A 14,476-nucleotide genomic window follows, 5' to 3' on the forward strand; every position below is an offset into this window, starting at 1 on the left:
AATATCTATGTCTTTTTCGATGATGGATCGGTGCAACCCATGAAGAATCAAGCGCCCAAGGGCGAAGGCGATGCCACCCGCAAACGCGGCTCCGGGGTCTCGACGGTCTATGAGACGCTGCGGCGCGAGATCATCGACCTCACGATGCCGCCCGGCACGCCCATCGACGAGGCGCAGCTGTCCGAGCGGTTCGCCCTGTCGCGGACACCGATCCGCGAGGCTTTGGTCCGCCTTGCGCACGAGAACCTCATCACCACGCTGACGAACCGGGCGACGATCGTGTCGCAGATCGACTTCCTCAATCTTTCCAGCTTCTTCGACGCCATCACGCTGATGTACCGGATCACGACCCGCGAAGCGGCGATGAACCGTCGGCCGCAGGACATCGCCCGTATCCGCGACATCCAGTCCGCCTTCGCCGCGAGCGTCGATGCCAAGGCCCCGCTCGACATGATCGCCACCAACCGCGACTTCCACGTCGCCATCGCCGAAGCCGGGGGCAATCGCTACTACGTGGAGCTTTTCACCCGCCTGCTCGACGAGGGGCGGCGGATCCTGCGGCTCTACTACTCCTCCTTCAACGACGAGCTGCCGCGCCAGTACGTGACGGAGCACGAGGACATGATCGAGGCGATCGAGTCCGGTGACGTCGAGCGCGCCGACAGGCTGGCCACGGCCCACGCGGACCAGATCGTGCGCCAGATCCAGTCCTACATCTCCGCCGACCGCCGTCAGAGTCACGCAGTCCAGCTTTAGCGCGACAGACCGGACCGCGCCTGACACGCGGTCACGCGCGCAAATTCCACGTCCTGTATTTTTCTTGTCGACAAACATTCGACAACTGCGTATCCAGACTGCATGCGAGGCGTGAGCTCCTGTCCACCACGGGGCCGGACGCCAATTCAGGAAGGACGACAGATGACGAACAGTATTTTCAGCGGATGCATTCCCGCGCTCATGACGCCTTGCAAGGCCGACCGCACGCCCGACTACGAGGCGCTCGCCCGCAAGGGCCGGGAGCTGATCGACGCCGGCATGTCGGCGGTCGTCTATTGTGGTTCGATGGGGGACTGGCCGCTCCTGACCGATGAGCAGCGCATGGAAGGCGTGCGTCATCTCGTCGAGGCTGGCGTGCCCGTGATCGTCGGCACCGGCGCGGTGAACACGCGCTCCGCCGTTGCCCATGCCGCCCACGCCGCCGAAGTCGGCGCGAAGGGCCTGATGGTGATCCCGCGCGTTCTCTCGCGCGGTGGCTCCCCGGCGGCGCAGAAGGCGCACTTCTCGGCTATCCTCGAGGCGGCGAACGGCTTGCCGGCCGTCATCTACAACAGCCCGTACTACGGCTTCGCCACCCGCGCCGAGCTGTTCTTCGACCTGCACGCGACTTATCCGAACCTGATCGGCTTCAAGGAATTCGGTGGAGCCTCGGACATGAGCTACGCCGCCGAGCACATCACCTCGCGCGGGGACGACCTGACGCTGATGGTCGGCGTCGACACGCAAGTCTTCCACGGCTTCGTAAAGTGCGGCGCCGAGGGCGCGATCACCGGCATCGGCAACGCGCTGCCCAAGGAAGTGCTCCACCTCGTGAGCCTCGCCCGCAAGGCCGCGACCGGCGACCTCGAGGCGCGCGCGAGGGCGAAGGAGCTGGAAGAGGCGCTGATGGTGCTGTCCACCTTCGATGAGGGCGGCGACCTCGTGCTGTTTTACAAGTACCTGATGGTCCTGAACGGGGACGAGGAATACCGCCTCCACTTCAACGAGACAGACGCGCTCACCGAGTCGCAGCAGCACTTCGTCGAAGCGCAATATTCCCAGTTCCGCAGCTGGTACGACGCCTGGGCGGCCTGATCCACCGAAGTTACCTTCCCTGACTGCCCGGTTTCCCTGTCGTCTCGGGGGCCGGGCATTTTTTTGCGTCCGGGAGGGTGCCGGGGCACCGCGCGATATGCCGATGCCCCGTTCCACGTCAGCCGACGATCCGGAGATCGCGGGGGAGGGTGGTCAGGGACCGCGCCCCGTCGGCGGTGATCAGGACGTCGTCCTCGATCCGGACACCCACGACATCGGGATCGTAGAGCCCCGGTTCGATCGTGATGAGCATCCCCTCTTCCAGCGTCTGGTGGTTGCCGACCATGAGCTGTGGCGCCTCGTGCACGTCGAGGCCGAGCCCGTGGCCAACCTTGTGGCGGATGTTGTCGGCATATCCGGCGTCGGCGAGGTGGCTCTGCACCGCGCTGTCGAGCTCGTGGATCGACAGTCCGGGTTGCAGGATCTCGCGCCCGATGCGGTTCGCCTCCTGCACCGTCTCGTAGAGCTTGCGGGACGCGTCCGGCACATGCTCGCAGAAGAAGGTGCGGGTGATGTCGGCGCTGTAGCCGTCGACCGCCGCGCCGAAGTCGAACAGCAGCGCGTCCCCGGCCTTGAGCCGCCGGTCGGCGGAGGGCACGCCGTGGCAATCGGCAGCGGCCCCGCCGGCAAGCACGATCAGGTCGAACGCGGGCGCATCCGCGCCACGCTCCAGCATCTCGATCATGAGGCGGGCGCGGATCTCGGTTTCGCTCATCCCGGCTTTCACGACCTCTAGCGTCGCCTCGAGTGCCTGCTCGCTGATCCTGACCGCCCGTTCGACCTTGACGATCTCCTCCGCGTCCTTGTGGAGCCGGAGCGGCGCAAGCATCGTCGTGCCGTCGGTCGGCGCGAAGCCGAAGGCCTCGGCCAGCGCGGCGGCCTCGAAATGGCGCATCCGGTTGCCTTCGACGGCGAGTGCCGAAAGCCCTGTCTGCGCGGCGAGCCTGGAGAGCGCATCGGCATAGCCGTCGGAATCCTGCCAGAAGATCGTCTGCGCCTGCGGCACCTCGGCGGTCCAGCGGTCCCGCTCGAGCGCGGGGATCGCGGCGTGCATCTCACCCGTCGCGGTGACGATCAGGATCGTCGGCCGCTCCATCAGGCCAAGCTTCACGCCGGTCAGGTAGTAGAAGTTCGGCCCCGGCACAAAGGCGATGGCAGGGCAGTCGGCGGCCTGAAGCAGCGTGGTCAGTTTCTTCAGGCGAGCGGTATCGTTCATGTGGTCTTTCACTTCTGGTCAGGACAGCGGGGCCGTCGACAGATCGACGTCGTCGGCGATGGAGGGTTCGAGGGAGGTCTTGATGACCCGGAGCACGTCGGCGATCTTCTCGCCCGCGATGCGGTTGCAGGCGGCGATGTCTTCGCGTTCGACGGCGTCGATGATCGCGGTATGCGCCTTCACCTGATAGGCGAGGTCCTCGGGCGTCGCGTAAGGGAAGTAATGCAGCAGCAGCGTGCGCCGCCCGGCGTCGAGGATCTGCGGGTAGAACCACGCGAGGAAGAAGTTCCGCGCGACCACCCGATATTCGAGCTGAAGCTCCAGCAGGGCAGTGGCGATCTTCATCTGGTCGCCCGACTCCGTCGTTGCGGCGAAGGCGTCGCACCTGGCCCGCAGGTTGGCGACGTCCGCTGGCGTCCGGCGGTGCGCGGCGTCGATCAGCACCGCGCGGGTCAGGATCAGCCAGGTGTCCAGCAGGTCGTTCATCCGGTGCATCGACAGCGGCGAGACGATGGAGGACCGGTTCGGGAGCACGCGGACGAGGCCTTCGCCCGACAGCATGAAGATCGCTTCCCGGACAGGCGTCCGGGACATGTTGAAGGCCTTCGCGATGCTCATCTCGTCGAGCGCGCTTCCCGGCTCCCGCGCCAGCGTCAGGATCTCCTCGCGCAGCGCCTGGTAGACGGTGATCGCTCCGCGTTCCTTGCGGGCCGGGGCCTCGTTCTCCATCCGGTCTTACCTCGTCACTGATAACGTTTCGCGTGGCCGCCCGGGGCGCTTTGAGCGTCGTCGCGACCATGAATCAGGGTAGCATTAAGTTTGTATAATTGTCTTGCATAAAGTCTGCATGCAAGCTAGCGTTTTTGAGCATGCAGAAGAAAACCCGTTGAAAGACAAGGGTTTTGCGTCAGAATCGGAAGGTCGCCCGTCCTTTGAGGGACGGGTGGTCCAATGGCACTTCGGCTGCGCTCCCCGTGACTTTCGACCCGCGAGACAAGACCCCCGTGAACGGGGGCTTTTCCACGACAGAACGGAGAGGTGACCCAATGGCATCAACCGGCTACCGAGTCTCTGCCGACATCGGCGGGACGTTCACGGACATCGTGTTCCAGAATTCCGAGACCGGCGAGGTCCGGGCGCTGAAGGTGCTCTCGACACCGCAGAACCCCGCGCTGGCCGTGCTCGAAGGTGTCCGCAAGGGGCTGGGCGAGGGCGAGGCGGTCGACTTCTTCGTGCATGGCACGACGGTCGGCCTGAATTCCGTGCTGACGCGGCGCGGCGCCAAGGTCGCGCTGTTGACCACGAAGAACTTTCGGGACGTCTACACAATCCAGGGCAACGACAGGGGCGAGATCTTCTCGATCCGCTGGCGCAAGCCAGAGCCGCTGGTGACGGTCGAGCACACATATACAGTCGACGAACGCATCGCCGCCGACGGCACGGTCGATACGCCGATCGACGTCTCCCAGCTTGATGAGCTGGTCGAAGCCGTGGCCGAACAGGGTTACGACGCGATCGCGGTCTGCTTCCTCTTCGCCTTCCGCAATCCCGAGCACGAGCTTGCCGCCGAGGCCTACCTGCGCGAACGCCTGCCGGACATCGACATCGCCCTGTCGCACAAGGTCTCGCCCGAATGGCGGGAGTTCGACCGCATCTCCACCACCGCGATGGACGCCTTCACCGCGCCGGTCGTGCGGCGCTACCTCAACACGCTGGTCGAGCAGATGAGCGACACGCTGCCCGACGGCGGCAAGGTCCACGTGATGGAATCGAACGGCGGCGCGATGACGGCCGACGCCGCGGCGAGCAAGCCGCTGCAGACGCTGCTCTCCGGTCCGGTCGGCGGCACCATCGGGGGGCGGGCGCTCGCCGCACAGACGGGACGCGATAACCTGATCTGCGTCGACATGGGCGGCACCTCCTTCGATGCGAGCCTCATCGTCGACGGCCTGCCGTCGAGCTCCAACGAGACGAGCCTCGAGGGGCTGCCGGTGCAGATGTCCGTCGTCGACATCCACGTGATCGGCGCCGGTGGCGGCTCCATCGCCTGGGAAGAGGCGAACGCGCTCCGCGTCGGGCCGCAGTCCGCCGGGTCGGTGCCGGGCCCCGCCTGCTACGGGCGCGGCGGGACCGAGCCCACGGTCTCTGACGCCAACCTCGTGCTGAAGCGGCTCGATTCCTCGAACTTCTCCGGTGGAGAGATGACGCTCGACGCAGAGGCCGCCCGCGCGGCGGTCAAGGCGCTCGGCGATCGGTTCGGCCTCGGCGCGGAGGCCTTCGCGCAGGGCATCATCGACATCATCAACGCCAAGATGGCCGACGCCATCCGGACGATCACCGTGCAACGCGGCATCGACCCGCGCGACTTCGCACTGCTCGCCTACGGCGGTGCCGGCCCGAGCCAGGCTGCCGCGCTGGCCGAACAGCTGGACATCCGCGAAGTCATCATCCCCGTCCATCCCGGCGCCTTCTCCGCCTACGGGATGCTCCAGACCGACATGCGGCACGATTTCAAGCGCACCTATTACGGCGACTGGGGTGCGATGTCGCCCGATGACCTGACCGCGACGTTCAAGGAACTGGAGGCCGAGGGCTTCGACCATCTCCGCCACGAGGGGATGAGCGCGGACGACATCTCCTTCGAGCGGTCGGTGGACCTGCGCTACGAGGGACAGGAGTACGTGCTGACCATTCCGGTCGACGGCGGGCAGGTCGATCCGCAAGCCGTGCGCGACCGGTTCGACGCGGCTTACCAGCGTCAATACGGCCATTCGAGCAAGGTGAACGGGGCCGAAGTCGCCAACCTCCGGGTCGCCGCGCTCGGACGTCTGAAACGCCCCGGACTGCCGAGCCCGGCAGAGCGCACCCCGTCCGTCGAGACCTCCCGCATGGTCTATTTCGACGGCGCGGAGCACGAGACGGCGGTGCTGCAGCGCGTGGCCTATGCGCTGGGCGACCGGATCCACGGCCCGGCGATCATCGAGGAAGAGACGACCACCACACTCGTTCCGCCCGGCTGGCATGTCGAGGTGATCGAAGGCGGTCACCTGTCCATGAAGAAATCGAAAACGGAGTGATCCCATGACCATGACCGACAGCGATCCGATCACCACCGAAGTCGTCCGCAACTTCGTCATCTCCTGTGCGCAGGACATGAACGCCGCGCTCTGGCGCTCCGCCTACTCGCCGGTCATCTACGAGGGCCGGGACAGCGCCGTCGCGATCATGGACCCGGACGGCAACATGCTCGGCCAGTCGACGGGCGTGCCGCTTTTCGTCGGTGCCATCGACGCCTGTGTTCACTTCGTGCTCGAGAGGTACGGCGACGACATCGGCCCCGGCGACATCTTCCTGATGAACGACAGCTACCTTCAGGGCACGCACCTGATGGATTTCACCGCCATCGGGCCGCTGTTCCACGACGGCAAGCTGGTCGGCTTCGGCGCGGCGCGGGCCCACTGGTCCGACGTCGGCGCGATGGACCCGGGGATGCCGATGGCTTCCAGCTCCATCTTTCAGGAAGGCTGGCGGCTCGGCCCGACACGGGTCTGCCAGAATTACGAGGAATTGCCCGACTGGATGGACCTGATCCAGCGCAACACCCGGATGAAGGCGGCGATTCTCGGCGATTTCCGCGCGCAGGTCAGCGCCATCCGCACCGGCGAGCGACGGCTCGGTCAACTGCTCGACCGCATCGGGCAGGAGACCTACCGCGCGAGCTGCCTCAACATCTTCGAACAGTCGCAGGCGCTCGACCGCGCAGCGATCGGCGCGCTGACCGACGGCACGTGGAGCCGCGAGGGCTACCTCGACAACGACGGCCAGTCCGACGAGCCGGTGAAGGTCCGCCTGACACTCACGATCGACGGTGAGGAGATGATCATCGACATGGAGGGCTCCTCGCCCCCGGTCGCCGGGTCCATCAACTGCGGCGCTGTGCAGACGCAGTCGCTGCTGCGGCTCGCCTACAAGACGATGATCAGCCCCGACCGGGCGATCACGGGCGGGTCCTTCTCGACCATGACCGTGAAGATCCCCGAAGACTGCATGTTCAACGCCAAGGAGCCTTACGCCTGCGCGTGGTACTTCACAGGGCTCGGACTGCTGGCCGACCTGATGATCGCCTGCCTGTCGGAGGCGATGCCCGAGCGGGCGACGGCTGCGCACTACGGTGACAGCATGGTCGCCTCGTTCTTCGAGGTCGATCCGAAGAAGAAGCAGTGGCTTTCGGTCGAAGCGACCGCCGGCGGCTGGGGCGGCTCCAACGGTTCGGACGGAGAAAGCGCGCTCATCAACCTCGTCAACGGCGGGTTCCGCAACTTGCCGGCCGAAGTCTACGAGACCAAGTTCCCGGTGCGGATCGAGGAGTTCTCGATCCGGCCCGACACGGGCGGTGCCGGGCGCTGGCGCGGCGGCAACGGCGTGGTCCGGACCTACGAACTGCTCGAGGACGCCGGCGGAGCGCTCTGGTTCGAACGCTCGAAGACGCCCGCGTGGGGTCTGTCCGGCGGTCAGCCTGCCACGGGGCCGTCGAACACGCTCGTGCTGCCCGACGGAACCGAGGAGACGCCGCTCAAGATGCGCGCCCGCGTCTTGCCCAAAGGCACGCGGATCATCACGCGCACCGGTGGTGGGGGCGGCTACGGCGACCCGCTGGCCCGGCCCTTCGCGGAAATCCAGCTCGACCTCGACCGCGGTTTCCTCAGCCCGGACAAGGCGAAAGCCGACTACGGCGTCGTCGTGACCGACGGCCGCATCGACGAAGCGGCCAGCACGCCGCGCACCACGTTCTGAAACCAGCGGTGGGGCCTTTCGGCCCCACCGCTCCCTCAAGAAGACGACCGAGACTTATATGCCAGACCACCCAACCATGCCGGCGGGGTTCGCCGACGACTTCATCGCGACCCTCGCACGGCCGGATTGCACCGCGCACAGCCTTTTGGCCCTCGTGGCGGCCCACCTGATCGAGACCTGCGATCTCCGCCTCGTCACCATCGCCGCGCGCGACACGAACGACGGAACCTTCCTTCGGCTGTTCTCCTCCATGCCCGACGCCTACGCCGCGCAGGGCCGCAAGCCCGTGAACGAGACGGACTGGAGCCGTCACGTCATCGACGAGCACAAGACCTTCATCGCCAACGACTACGAGGAGGTGAAGGCCGCGATGTTCGACCACGAGCAGATCCGCGCGCTCGGCTGCGAGTCGCTCGTCAACGTGCCCGTCGTCGTGTGCGGCGATGTGGTCGGCACGCTGAATTGCCTGTCCGTCTCGGGCCACTTCGACGACGCCATCGTCGCGGCCTGCGAGGCAATGCGCCTGCCCGTCGCCGCCGCGCTGCTGTTGCAGGACGAGTGAGCGGATGCCCTCAGCGATTGATTTCGGCGAGATCGCGGACCGTGGCCTCGTCGTGCTCGGCTGCGGCAAGATGGGCGGAGCGCTGCTCTCACGCTGGCTCGACGCCGGGCTGCCGGCGGGATCGGTCTGGGTGCTCGAGCCGACGCCGGCCGACTGGCTCACGGCTGTCGATGGTCTCCATCTGAACGACGGGCTGCCCGATGCGCCCGCCGTCGCCCTGATCGCCGTCAAGCCGCAGATGCTGCGCGAGACGCTGCCTCGGCTCTCGTCCATCGGAACGGGGAAGACTCTGGTCCTGTCCGTCGTCGCCGGGATGCCGCTCTCGGTCTACGACGAGCTTCTCGGCCCCGACGCCGCCGTCGTGCGGACCGTGCCGAACACCCCCGCCGCGATCGGCCACGGCATCACGTCGATGTTCGCCAACGACCGCACCGATGCCGCACAGGCGGACCTTGCTGAACGCCTGCTGGGCGCAGTGGGCGAAGTGGTGCGCCTGCCGTCCGAGGACCAGTTGCGCCTCGCCACCTCCATCGCAGGATGCGGACCCGCCTACGTCTTTCACCTGATCGAGACGATGGCCGCCGCAGCGACCGCGCAGGGCCTCGCACCTGACGTCGCGCTCAAGCTGGCGCGGGCGACCGTCGCCGGGGCGGGGGACCTCGCCGAGCGGACAGGCGAAGACCCCGCCCAGCTCCGCCGCAACGTGACATCGCCGAACGGCGTCACCCAAGCCGCGCTCGAGGTGCTCATGGACGAGCAAACCGGCTTTCCCGCGCTGCTTGACCGGGCCGTCGCGGCGGCGCTCCGGCGGGACGACGAACTCGGCGGAGCGTAACCGCCGGCAAGGATCGTCCGACCCGGGGCCACCCGCAAATCTCTGTCCGCCCGTCGAAATCGCGGAGCGAGATGTCGGATCTGCCGGTTTGGGCGCTTGTCACTTCGACTAGCATCCGTCACGTCAGCCCGGCGCCACCACGGCGCCAGGCAAGGGAGCGGGACAGGATGCTGAAGGTCGGACTACTCGGCGCGGGACGTATCGGACAGGTGCACGCGGTCAACATCGCGCGCCATCCGGGCAGCACGCTCGCCGCCGTTTCGGACGTCCACGCGCCGGCTGCTGAGGCGCTGGCCGCCACCTACGGCGCGGAGGTCCGCAGCTCGGGCGACATCATCGCCGATTCCGCCATCGACGCCGTCCTCATCGCGACCTCGACCGATACGCATTCCGACCTGATCGAGGCTGCGACCGCCGCGGGCAAGGCCGTGCTCTGCGAGAAGCCGGTCGACCTGAGCCTCGAACGCGCCCGCGCCTGCCTGGCGGCGGCGGAAGGCGGCACGGTGATGATCGGCTTCAACCGCCGCTTCGACGCCAGCATGGCCGCGATGCGCACCGCGCTGGCAGGCGGAGAGGTCGGCACGGCGGAACTGCTGTCGATCACCTCCTACGACCCGGCGCCGCCGCCGGTCGCTTACGTGAAGGTCTCGGGCGGCATGTTCAGGGACATGACGATCCACGACTTTGACATGGCGACTTTCATGATGGGCGAGATGCCTGTCACCGTCTCCGCGGCTGCTTCGTCTCTCGTCGATCCCGAGATCGGTGCTGCGGGCGACTTCGACACTGCCGTCGTGACGCTGACCTACGGCGACGGCCGCCTTGCCGTGATCCGAAACTCCCGCCGGGCCGCCTACGGCTATGACCAGCGGATCGAACTGCTCGGCTCCGCCGGGGCGCTGCAGGTCGACAACGTCACCGAGACCAAGCTCGTAAAGTCGACCGTCGACGGCATCACCGGGGCGAAGCCGACGTACTTCTTCCTGGAGCGCTACATGCCCGCCTACGTCGCCGAGTGGGACGCCTTCGTCACCGCCGTCACCAACGGCACAGCTGTACCCGTCACGCTGGCCGACGGCGTCGCCGCCCTCGAACTCGCCGAAGCCGCCACCCGCTCCGCCCGCGAGGGCAGGCCGGTGGCCCTCTCCGAAATCTGAAATCCCGGTCTCCGTGTCACACGGCCCACGCATCAAGAGAGACAGACCCATGAACAGCTTCGCCCTTCGCGTGAAATGCCCCTCTAGGCGCGGGATCGTGGCCGCCGTGTCCGCCTACCTCGCCGACAAGGGCTGCAACATCACCGACAGTGCGCAGTTCGACGATACCGGCACCGGCAACTTCTTCATGCGGGTTAGCTTCCGATCCGAGACGGGTGCGACCCTCGATGAGCTGATCGCCGACTTCGAGCCGACTGCGAAGGAATTCGGGATGGAGACCGAGTTCTTCGACGAATCCGAGAAGCGCAAGGTCGTCATCATGGTGTCCCGGTTCGGACACTGCCTGAACGACCTGCTCTATCGCTGGCGGATCGGTGCCCTGCCGATCGAGATCGTGGCCGTCGTCTCGAACCACATGGACTACCAGAAAGTCGTGGTGAACCACGACATCCCCTTCCACTGCATCAAGGTGACGAAGGAGAACAAGCCCGACGCCGAGCGCCGCATCATGGACGTGGTCGAGGACACCGGCGCGGAGCTGATCGTACTCGCCCGCTACATGCAGATCCTGTCGGACGAGATGTGCCGCAAGATGTCGGGCCGGATCATCAACATCCACCATTCCTTCCTGCCGAGCTTCAAGGGCGCGAACCCCTACAAGCAGGCGTTCGAGAAGGGTGTGAAGCTGATCGGCGCGACGTCGCACTACGTGACCGCCGACCTCGACGAGGGCCCGATCATCGAGCAGGACGTCGTCCGCGTCACGCACGCCCAGTCGAACGAGGATTACGTCGCCCTCGGCCGCGACGTCGAAGCGCAGGTCTTCTCCCGCGCGATCCACGCCCATGTCCACGGTCGCGTCTTCCTGAACGGCAACAAGACCGTCGTCTTCCCGCCCTCGCCGGGGTCGTACGCGTCCGAGCGGATGGGGTAGGGATGTGTTGCCCCAGGCGAGCCAAGGCAGTATATACACTTATATATCCGAAGGGGCGCTCAGATGATCGAGACGAAAATCCGCAAGGTCGGCAACTCCGCCGTGATGACGCTGACGACCGAAATGCTGACCATGCTCGACGCGAAGGAGGGTGATACCCTCTTCGTCGTGCGGGGTGACGATGGCAGTCTGAAGATCACGCCGCATGACCCCGCCATTGCGGAGGCCCTCGCGGCCGCCGAGGTCGTGATGGATGAAAACCGCGACCTGCTTCAAGCACTGGCGTGACAGGGCCAGTCTGGGTTCCGATCGCTGCCGTCATCGCCATTCACGACCGCCAGATCTCCCGTCACGGTGGTGCGTCCGGCATGCGTGACCGCTCGCTGCTCGAGATGGGGTGCGCACGTGCGATGAATCGCGCCGGTTATGAGGATGCCAGGCTCGAAGACATCGCCGCCGCTTACGCGTTCGGCCTCGCCAAGGCCCATGCCTTCGTGGACGGCAACAAGCGCACGGCCTTCGTGACTGCGGTGACGTTCCTGCGGCTCAACGGCTATGCGTTCCGCCCAGACCCGATTCAAGGTGTGCGTATGATGGAAGACCTCGCCTCCAGCGAGGTCGGCGAAGCCGACTTCGCAAACTGGCTTGCCGCAGGAATGGTCGCGCTGCCCGAGGGCTGATCGCAAGCCTCACCCCGCCGGCACACCCTTGATGACACACACCTCGTGGTAGATCCCCGCCTCGGGGTCGGCGTCCATGCGGGCCTGTGCCTCGATCGCGGACAGGGGCTGCTTGCCCGCTTCGTCAGCGAAGAACTCGCACACGAAGCCGCCTTCCATGCCGGTGCCTTTCAGCGCGCGCTCCAGCGTGACGAAGAAGGAGATGTCGGTCCCCGCGTGCTGCAGCGCCATCTGGGAATGCAGCTTCTCGGGCTTGTAGCCGTGCGCCTCGAACATCTCGAACAGGATGCCGGTGCCGATGCGGCAGCCGAAATTCATCACCACTTCGCAGTCCGGAGCCTGCTCGACAAGGCGGCTCAGCAGCGCCTCGTTCAGACCGAGCCCGACGGTGTTGAAGGGGTAATCGTCGAACATCGCCCACGGGTAATAATGCGCGATGTGATCCTCCGCGCGGACATCGGCGCCGGCGGCGAGGGGGACGCGCATCTCTTCCCGGAAGGCGCCGAAGCGGTCGCAGTCGGGATCGCCGACCTGCGGCAGGCAGGCGATGACCACATCGGTCTCGGCGATCTCGGCGCGGGCCTCCTCCGTGTCGATCAGGCTCACCGCGCCACGCACGGGTTTGAACTGGCGGATCTTCTCGGGGACAAGCGCGCGCACGTTCCGCTCGGCGAGCTCCACCAGCCGGGGATCGAGGTCGCTGCCCGACACCCGTGCCGCATTGCACATCCGCAGCATGAAGGCGGCGTTGATCCCCGTGCCGATCCCGACTTCGTAGACCCGGCGCCCCCCGAGACCCGCGAGCTCCAGACCCCGCTGGAACGTCTGGGTCCACGGATCGGTGGGGTCGAAGGCAAATTCCGGGGCCTCCGGCGTCAGGGTATAGTCCTCGTCCGCCATCGTCTCGTCGGGGGTCGCCATCTGGGGTCCTTTCGGTTCGGTGGGCTGGGCTCAGTCGAGCAGCAGGATGTCTCGGATGTCGCCGCGCAGACAGTGGTCGGAGCGCATGGAGGACGCGTAACCTCCGGCATTGATGAGCACGATTGTGTCGCCTTCCTCGGGCGTCGGCATCTCGAAACCCTCCGCCCACTTGTCGAGCGCCTCGTTCACGTTGCCGACGAGCGTGTAGCGCCCGGTGCCCGCGTTGCGCGGCACGGCGGGGACAGGTTCGCAGGGGAGGTCGTAGAACGCCGGCTCCATGGCGAGGTTGAATCCGGCGTCGAGGCCGAGGAACTCCACGGCCTTGCGCCGTTCGATGTAGGTGACGCTGGCCAGCAGGACGCCGGAATCCTTCACAAGGAAGTCGCCCGGCTCGACGGCCATCTTCACGCCCCGGTCGGTGTAGGCATCGGCGATGACGCCGGCCCACCGGTCGAGGTCGAGCGCCTTGTCCCCCGCACGGTGCGGCACGCCGAGGCCACCGCCGATGTTGACCTCTTCGAGATCGGGCAGCTGATCGGCGAACTTCCGGCTTTCGGCCAGAACACGGGCGAGCTGGTCGAGCTCCCGGTCGAGGTAGCCGCACCCGGCGTGGAAATGGATACGCACGATCCTGAGGCCGTGCTCCCTGGCGATCTCGATCGCCTCGCCCAGCCGGTCGAGGTAGATGCCGAACTTCGTCGCCTCGGTGCCGCTGTACTGCAGCATGTCATTGCCGGCATAGCCGATCCCGACGTCGGGGTTGATCCGAAGGCCGACCTCGCGGCCGGGGCAGGCGCGGCCCAGTCGGCGCAGCGCCGAAAGACTGTCGAGGTTCACCCGCACGTCGGACAGGCGTGCCAGCACGTCGATGTCGGCGGGGCTCAGCGAGGTGCCGGTGAATGAGATGTCCTCTTCCCGGAAGCCGCAGGACATCGCGTGCAGCGCCTCCTCGGGAGAGCAGACGTCGGCCCCGCAAAGCCGCTGTGCCGCGAGATGCGTCAGCAGTTGCGGCGTGCGGTTCGCCTTGATCGCGTAGTAGATCCGGTGGTCCAGCCCGGCCCGGTCGAAGGCGCCGTGCAACAGGCCCAGCTTCTGTACCACGCGCGGCGCGCGGATGACGTAGGCGGGCGTGCCGACCTTCGCGGCCAGTGCACCGAGATCGCAATCGCCGAGCGTCAGACGACCCTCCTCGTATCTCAGGTCGTCACGCTGCCACCAGGGCGCGGAGGTTTCGGTTTCGGAAGCGGACGTGCGGGGTAGTGTGTCTGCTTCAGGCATTCGCCGTCCGTGACGTCTCCGTGTTCGTCGCGCCCTTCATCAGGTGGACATCCTCGTCGACGCCGGCGAGCCAGCTGCTCAGGCTGTCGCAATCGCAGTCGGAATCGACCACCGCGTGCAGCGGCGTGGCGGCTTCGCCCTGGCAACAGAGGTTCTGCCGGATACGCAGCATGGTGAGCGGGGCGGACAGCCCCCGGCAGTCGAGCGTTTCGAAACCATCTTTCATGTCGTTTACCCTTTGCTTTCGG

Annotated in this window: 15 protein-coding genes; 10 read left to right on the forward strand and 5 right to left on the reverse strand. The window is 66.5% G+C overall.

Features of this window, described 5'->3' with window-relative positions:
- Positions 1–39 precede the first annotated feature (39 nt).
- Together I8N54_RS03050 and I8N54_RS03055 are read left to right on the forward strand one after the other, a co-directional pair.
- Complete coding sequence (locus I8N54_RS03050) at positions 40–756, forward strand: GntR family transcriptional regulator (RefSeq protein ID WP_140193980.1); 717 nt, start codon at positions 40–42, stop codon at positions 754–756.
- A gap of 162 nt (positions 757–918) precedes the next feature.
- The gene (locus I8N54_RS03055) at positions 919–1,851 is read left to right on the forward strand and encodes a dihydrodipicolinate synthase family protein (protein ID WP_140193979.1); all 933 of its coding nucleotides are present in this window, start codon (positions 919–921) and stop codon (positions 1,849–1,851) included.
- 118 nt (positions 1,852–1,969) lie between these two features.
- On the opposite strand, the gene I8N54_RS03060 is transcribed toward I8N54_RS03055, so the two are convergent.
- Both I8N54_RS03060 and I8N54_RS03065 read right to left on the reverse strand, forming a co-directional pair.
- The gene (locus I8N54_RS03060; RefSeq protein WP_140193978.1) at positions 1,970–3,067 is read right to left on the reverse strand and encodes a M24 family metallopeptidase; all 1,098 of its coding nucleotides are present in this window, start codon (positions 3,065–3,067) and stop codon (positions 1,970–1,972) included.
- A gap of 18 nt (positions 3,068–3,085) precedes the next feature.
- Positions 3,086–3,796: a GntR family transcriptional regulator gene (locus tag I8N54_RS03065; RefSeq protein WP_140193977.1), complete on the reverse strand. Its 711-nt coding sequence runs from the start codon at positions 3,794–3,796 to the stop codon at positions 3,086–3,088.
- Positions 3,797–4,113: 317 nt separating this feature from the next.
- Between I8N54_RS03065 and I8N54_RS03070 the strand changes: the two genes are divergently transcribed.
- From I8N54_RS03070 to I8N54_RS03105, 8 genes are all read left to right on the forward strand, one after another.
- On the forward strand, positions 4,114–6,144 hold the full coding sequence (locus I8N54_RS03070) for a hydantoinase/oxoprolinase family protein (RefSeq protein ID WP_140193976.1): 2,031 nt from the start codon (positions 4,114–4,116) through the stop codon (positions 6,142–6,144).
- A gap of 4 nt (positions 6,145–6,148) precedes the next feature.
- Positions 6,149–7,861: a hydantoinase B/oxoprolinase family protein gene (locus I8N54_RS03075; protein WP_197097517.1), complete on the forward strand. Its 1,713-nt coding sequence runs from the start codon at positions 6,149–6,151 to the stop codon at positions 7,859–7,861.
- A 58-nt stretch (positions 7,862–7,919) separates the two neighbouring features.
- The gene (locus I8N54_RS03080) at positions 7,920–8,423 is read left to right on the forward strand and encodes a GAF domain-containing protein (protein WP_140193975.1); all 504 of its coding nucleotides are present in this window, start codon (positions 7,920–7,922) and stop codon (positions 8,421–8,423) included.
- Between the two features lie 16 nt (positions 8,424–8,439).
- Entirely contained in the window at positions 8,440–9,258 is an 819-nt protein-coding gene (proC, locus tag I8N54_RS03085) for a pyrroline-5-carboxylate reductase (protein WP_140195633.1), read from the forward strand.
- 167 nt (positions 9,259–9,425) lie between these two features.
- Positions 9,426–10,415, forward strand: a complete 990-nt coding sequence (gene iolG / locus I8N54_RS03090) for an inositol 2-dehydrogenase (RefSeq protein ID WP_140193974.1) — start codon at positions 9,426–9,428, stop codon at positions 10,413–10,415.
- 49 nt (positions 10,416–10,464) lie between these two features.
- Positions 10,465–11,349 carry a formyltetrahydrofolate deformylase gene (gene purU / locus I8N54_RS03095; RefSeq protein ID WP_140193973.1) on the forward strand — a complete coding sequence of 295 codons (885 nt, stop codon included), beginning with the start codon at positions 10,465–10,467 and terminating at the stop codon, positions 11,347–11,349.
- Positions 11,350–11,412: 63 nt separating this feature from the next.
- Positions 11,413–11,637 carry an AbrB/MazE/SpoVT family DNA-binding domain-containing protein gene (locus tag I8N54_RS03100; RefSeq protein ID WP_140193972.1) on the forward strand — a complete coding sequence of 75 codons (225 nt, stop codon included), beginning with the start codon at positions 11,413–11,415 and terminating at the stop codon, positions 11,635–11,637.
- Complete coding sequence (locus I8N54_RS03105) at positions 11,634–12,029, forward strand: type II toxin-antitoxin system death-on-curing family toxin (RefSeq protein ID WP_140193971.1); 396 nt, start codon at positions 11,634–11,636, stop codon at positions 12,027–12,029. The genes I8N54_RS03100 and I8N54_RS03105 overlap by 4 nt, the downstream gene beginning before the upstream one ends.
- A gap of 9 nt (positions 12,030–12,038) precedes the next feature.
- Here the strand turns inward: I8N54_RS03105 and I8N54_RS03110 are convergent, their stop codons facing one another.
- Genes I8N54_RS03110 through I8N54_RS03120 form a run of 3 tightly spaced genes read right to left on the reverse strand, consistent with a single transcriptional unit; the run spans position 12,039 to position 14,454 of the window.
- Positions 12,039–12,950, reverse strand: coding sequence for a methyltransferase domain-containing protein (locus I8N54_RS03110; protein ID WP_197097516.1), 912 nt, complete (start codon positions 12,948–12,950; stop codon positions 12,039–12,041).
- A 30-nt stretch (positions 12,951–12,980) separates the two neighbouring features.
- Entirely contained in the window at positions 12,981–14,228 is a 1,248-nt protein-coding gene (locus I8N54_RS03115) for a diaminopimelate decarboxylase (protein WP_140193970.1), read from the reverse strand.
- Positions 14,221–14,454, reverse strand: a complete 234-nt coding sequence (locus I8N54_RS03120; RefSeq protein WP_140193969.1) for a hypothetical protein — start codon at positions 14,452–14,454, stop codon at positions 14,221–14,223. The genes I8N54_RS03115 and I8N54_RS03120 overlap by 8 nt, the downstream gene beginning before the upstream one ends.
- Between the last annotated feature and the right edge of the window lie 22 nt (positions 14,455–14,476).

The sequence above is a fragment of the Pelagovum pacificum genome, assembly GCF_016134045.1.
Lineage (GTDB): Bacteria > Pseudomonadota > Alphaproteobacteria > Rhodobacterales > Rhodobacteraceae > Oceanicola > Oceanicola pacificus_A.

What these genes read in the sequence shown, in the direction of transcription:
- I8N54_RS03055 (WP_140193979.1), top strand. Translation starts at nt 919, where the DNA reads ATGACGAACAGTATTTTCAGCGGATGCATTCCCGCGCTCATGACGCCT.
- I8N54_RS03070 (WP_140193976.1), top strand. Translation starts at nt 4,114, where the DNA reads ATGGCATCAACCGGCTACCGAGTCTCTGCCGACATCGGCGGGACGTTC.
- I8N54_RS03115 (WP_140193970.1), bottom strand. Translation starts at nt 14,228, where the DNA reads ATGCCTGAAGCAGACACACTACCCCGCACGTCCGCTTCCGAAACCGAA.
- I8N54_RS03100 (WP_140193972.1), top strand. Translation starts at nt 11,413, where the DNA reads ATGATCGAGACGAAAATCCGCAAGGTCGGCAACTCCGCCGTGATGACG.
- I8N54_RS03075 (WP_197097517.1), top strand. Translation starts at nt 6,149, where the DNA reads ATGACCATGACCGACAGCGATCCGATCACCACCGAAGTCGTCCGCAAC.
- I8N54_RS03080 (WP_140193975.1), top strand. Translation starts at nt 7,920, where the DNA reads ATGCCAGACCACCCAACCATGCCGGCGGGGTTCGCCGACGACTTCATC.
- I8N54_RS03065 (WP_140193977.1), bottom strand. Translation starts at nt 3,796, where the DNA reads ATGGAGAACGAGGCCCCGGCCCGCAAGGAACGCGGAGCGATCACCGTC.
- I8N54_RS03050 (WP_140193980.1), top strand. Translation starts at nt 40, where the DNA reads ATGAAGAATCAAGCGCCCAAGGGCGAAGGCGATGCCACCCGCAAACGC.
- I8N54_RS03060 (WP_140193978.1), bottom strand. Translation starts at nt 3,067, where the DNA reads ATGAACGATACCGCTCGCCTGAAGAAACTGACCACGCTGCTTCAGGCC.
- iolG (WP_140193974.1), top strand. Translation starts at nt 9,426, where the DNA reads ATGCTGAAGGTCGGACTACTCGGCGCGGGACGTATCGGACAGGTGCAC.
- I8N54_RS03120 (WP_140193969.1), bottom strand. Translation starts at nt 14,454, where the DNA reads ATGAAAGATGGTTTCGAAACGCTCGACTGCCGGGGGCTGTCCGCCCCG.
- purU (WP_140193973.1), top strand. Translation starts at nt 10,465, where the DNA reads ATGAACAGCTTCGCCCTTCGCGTGAAATGCCCCTCTAGGCGCGGGATC.
- I8N54_RS03110 (WP_197097516.1), bottom strand. Translation starts at nt 12,950, where the DNA reads ATGGCGACCCCCGACGAGACGATGGCGGACGAGGACTATACCCTGACG.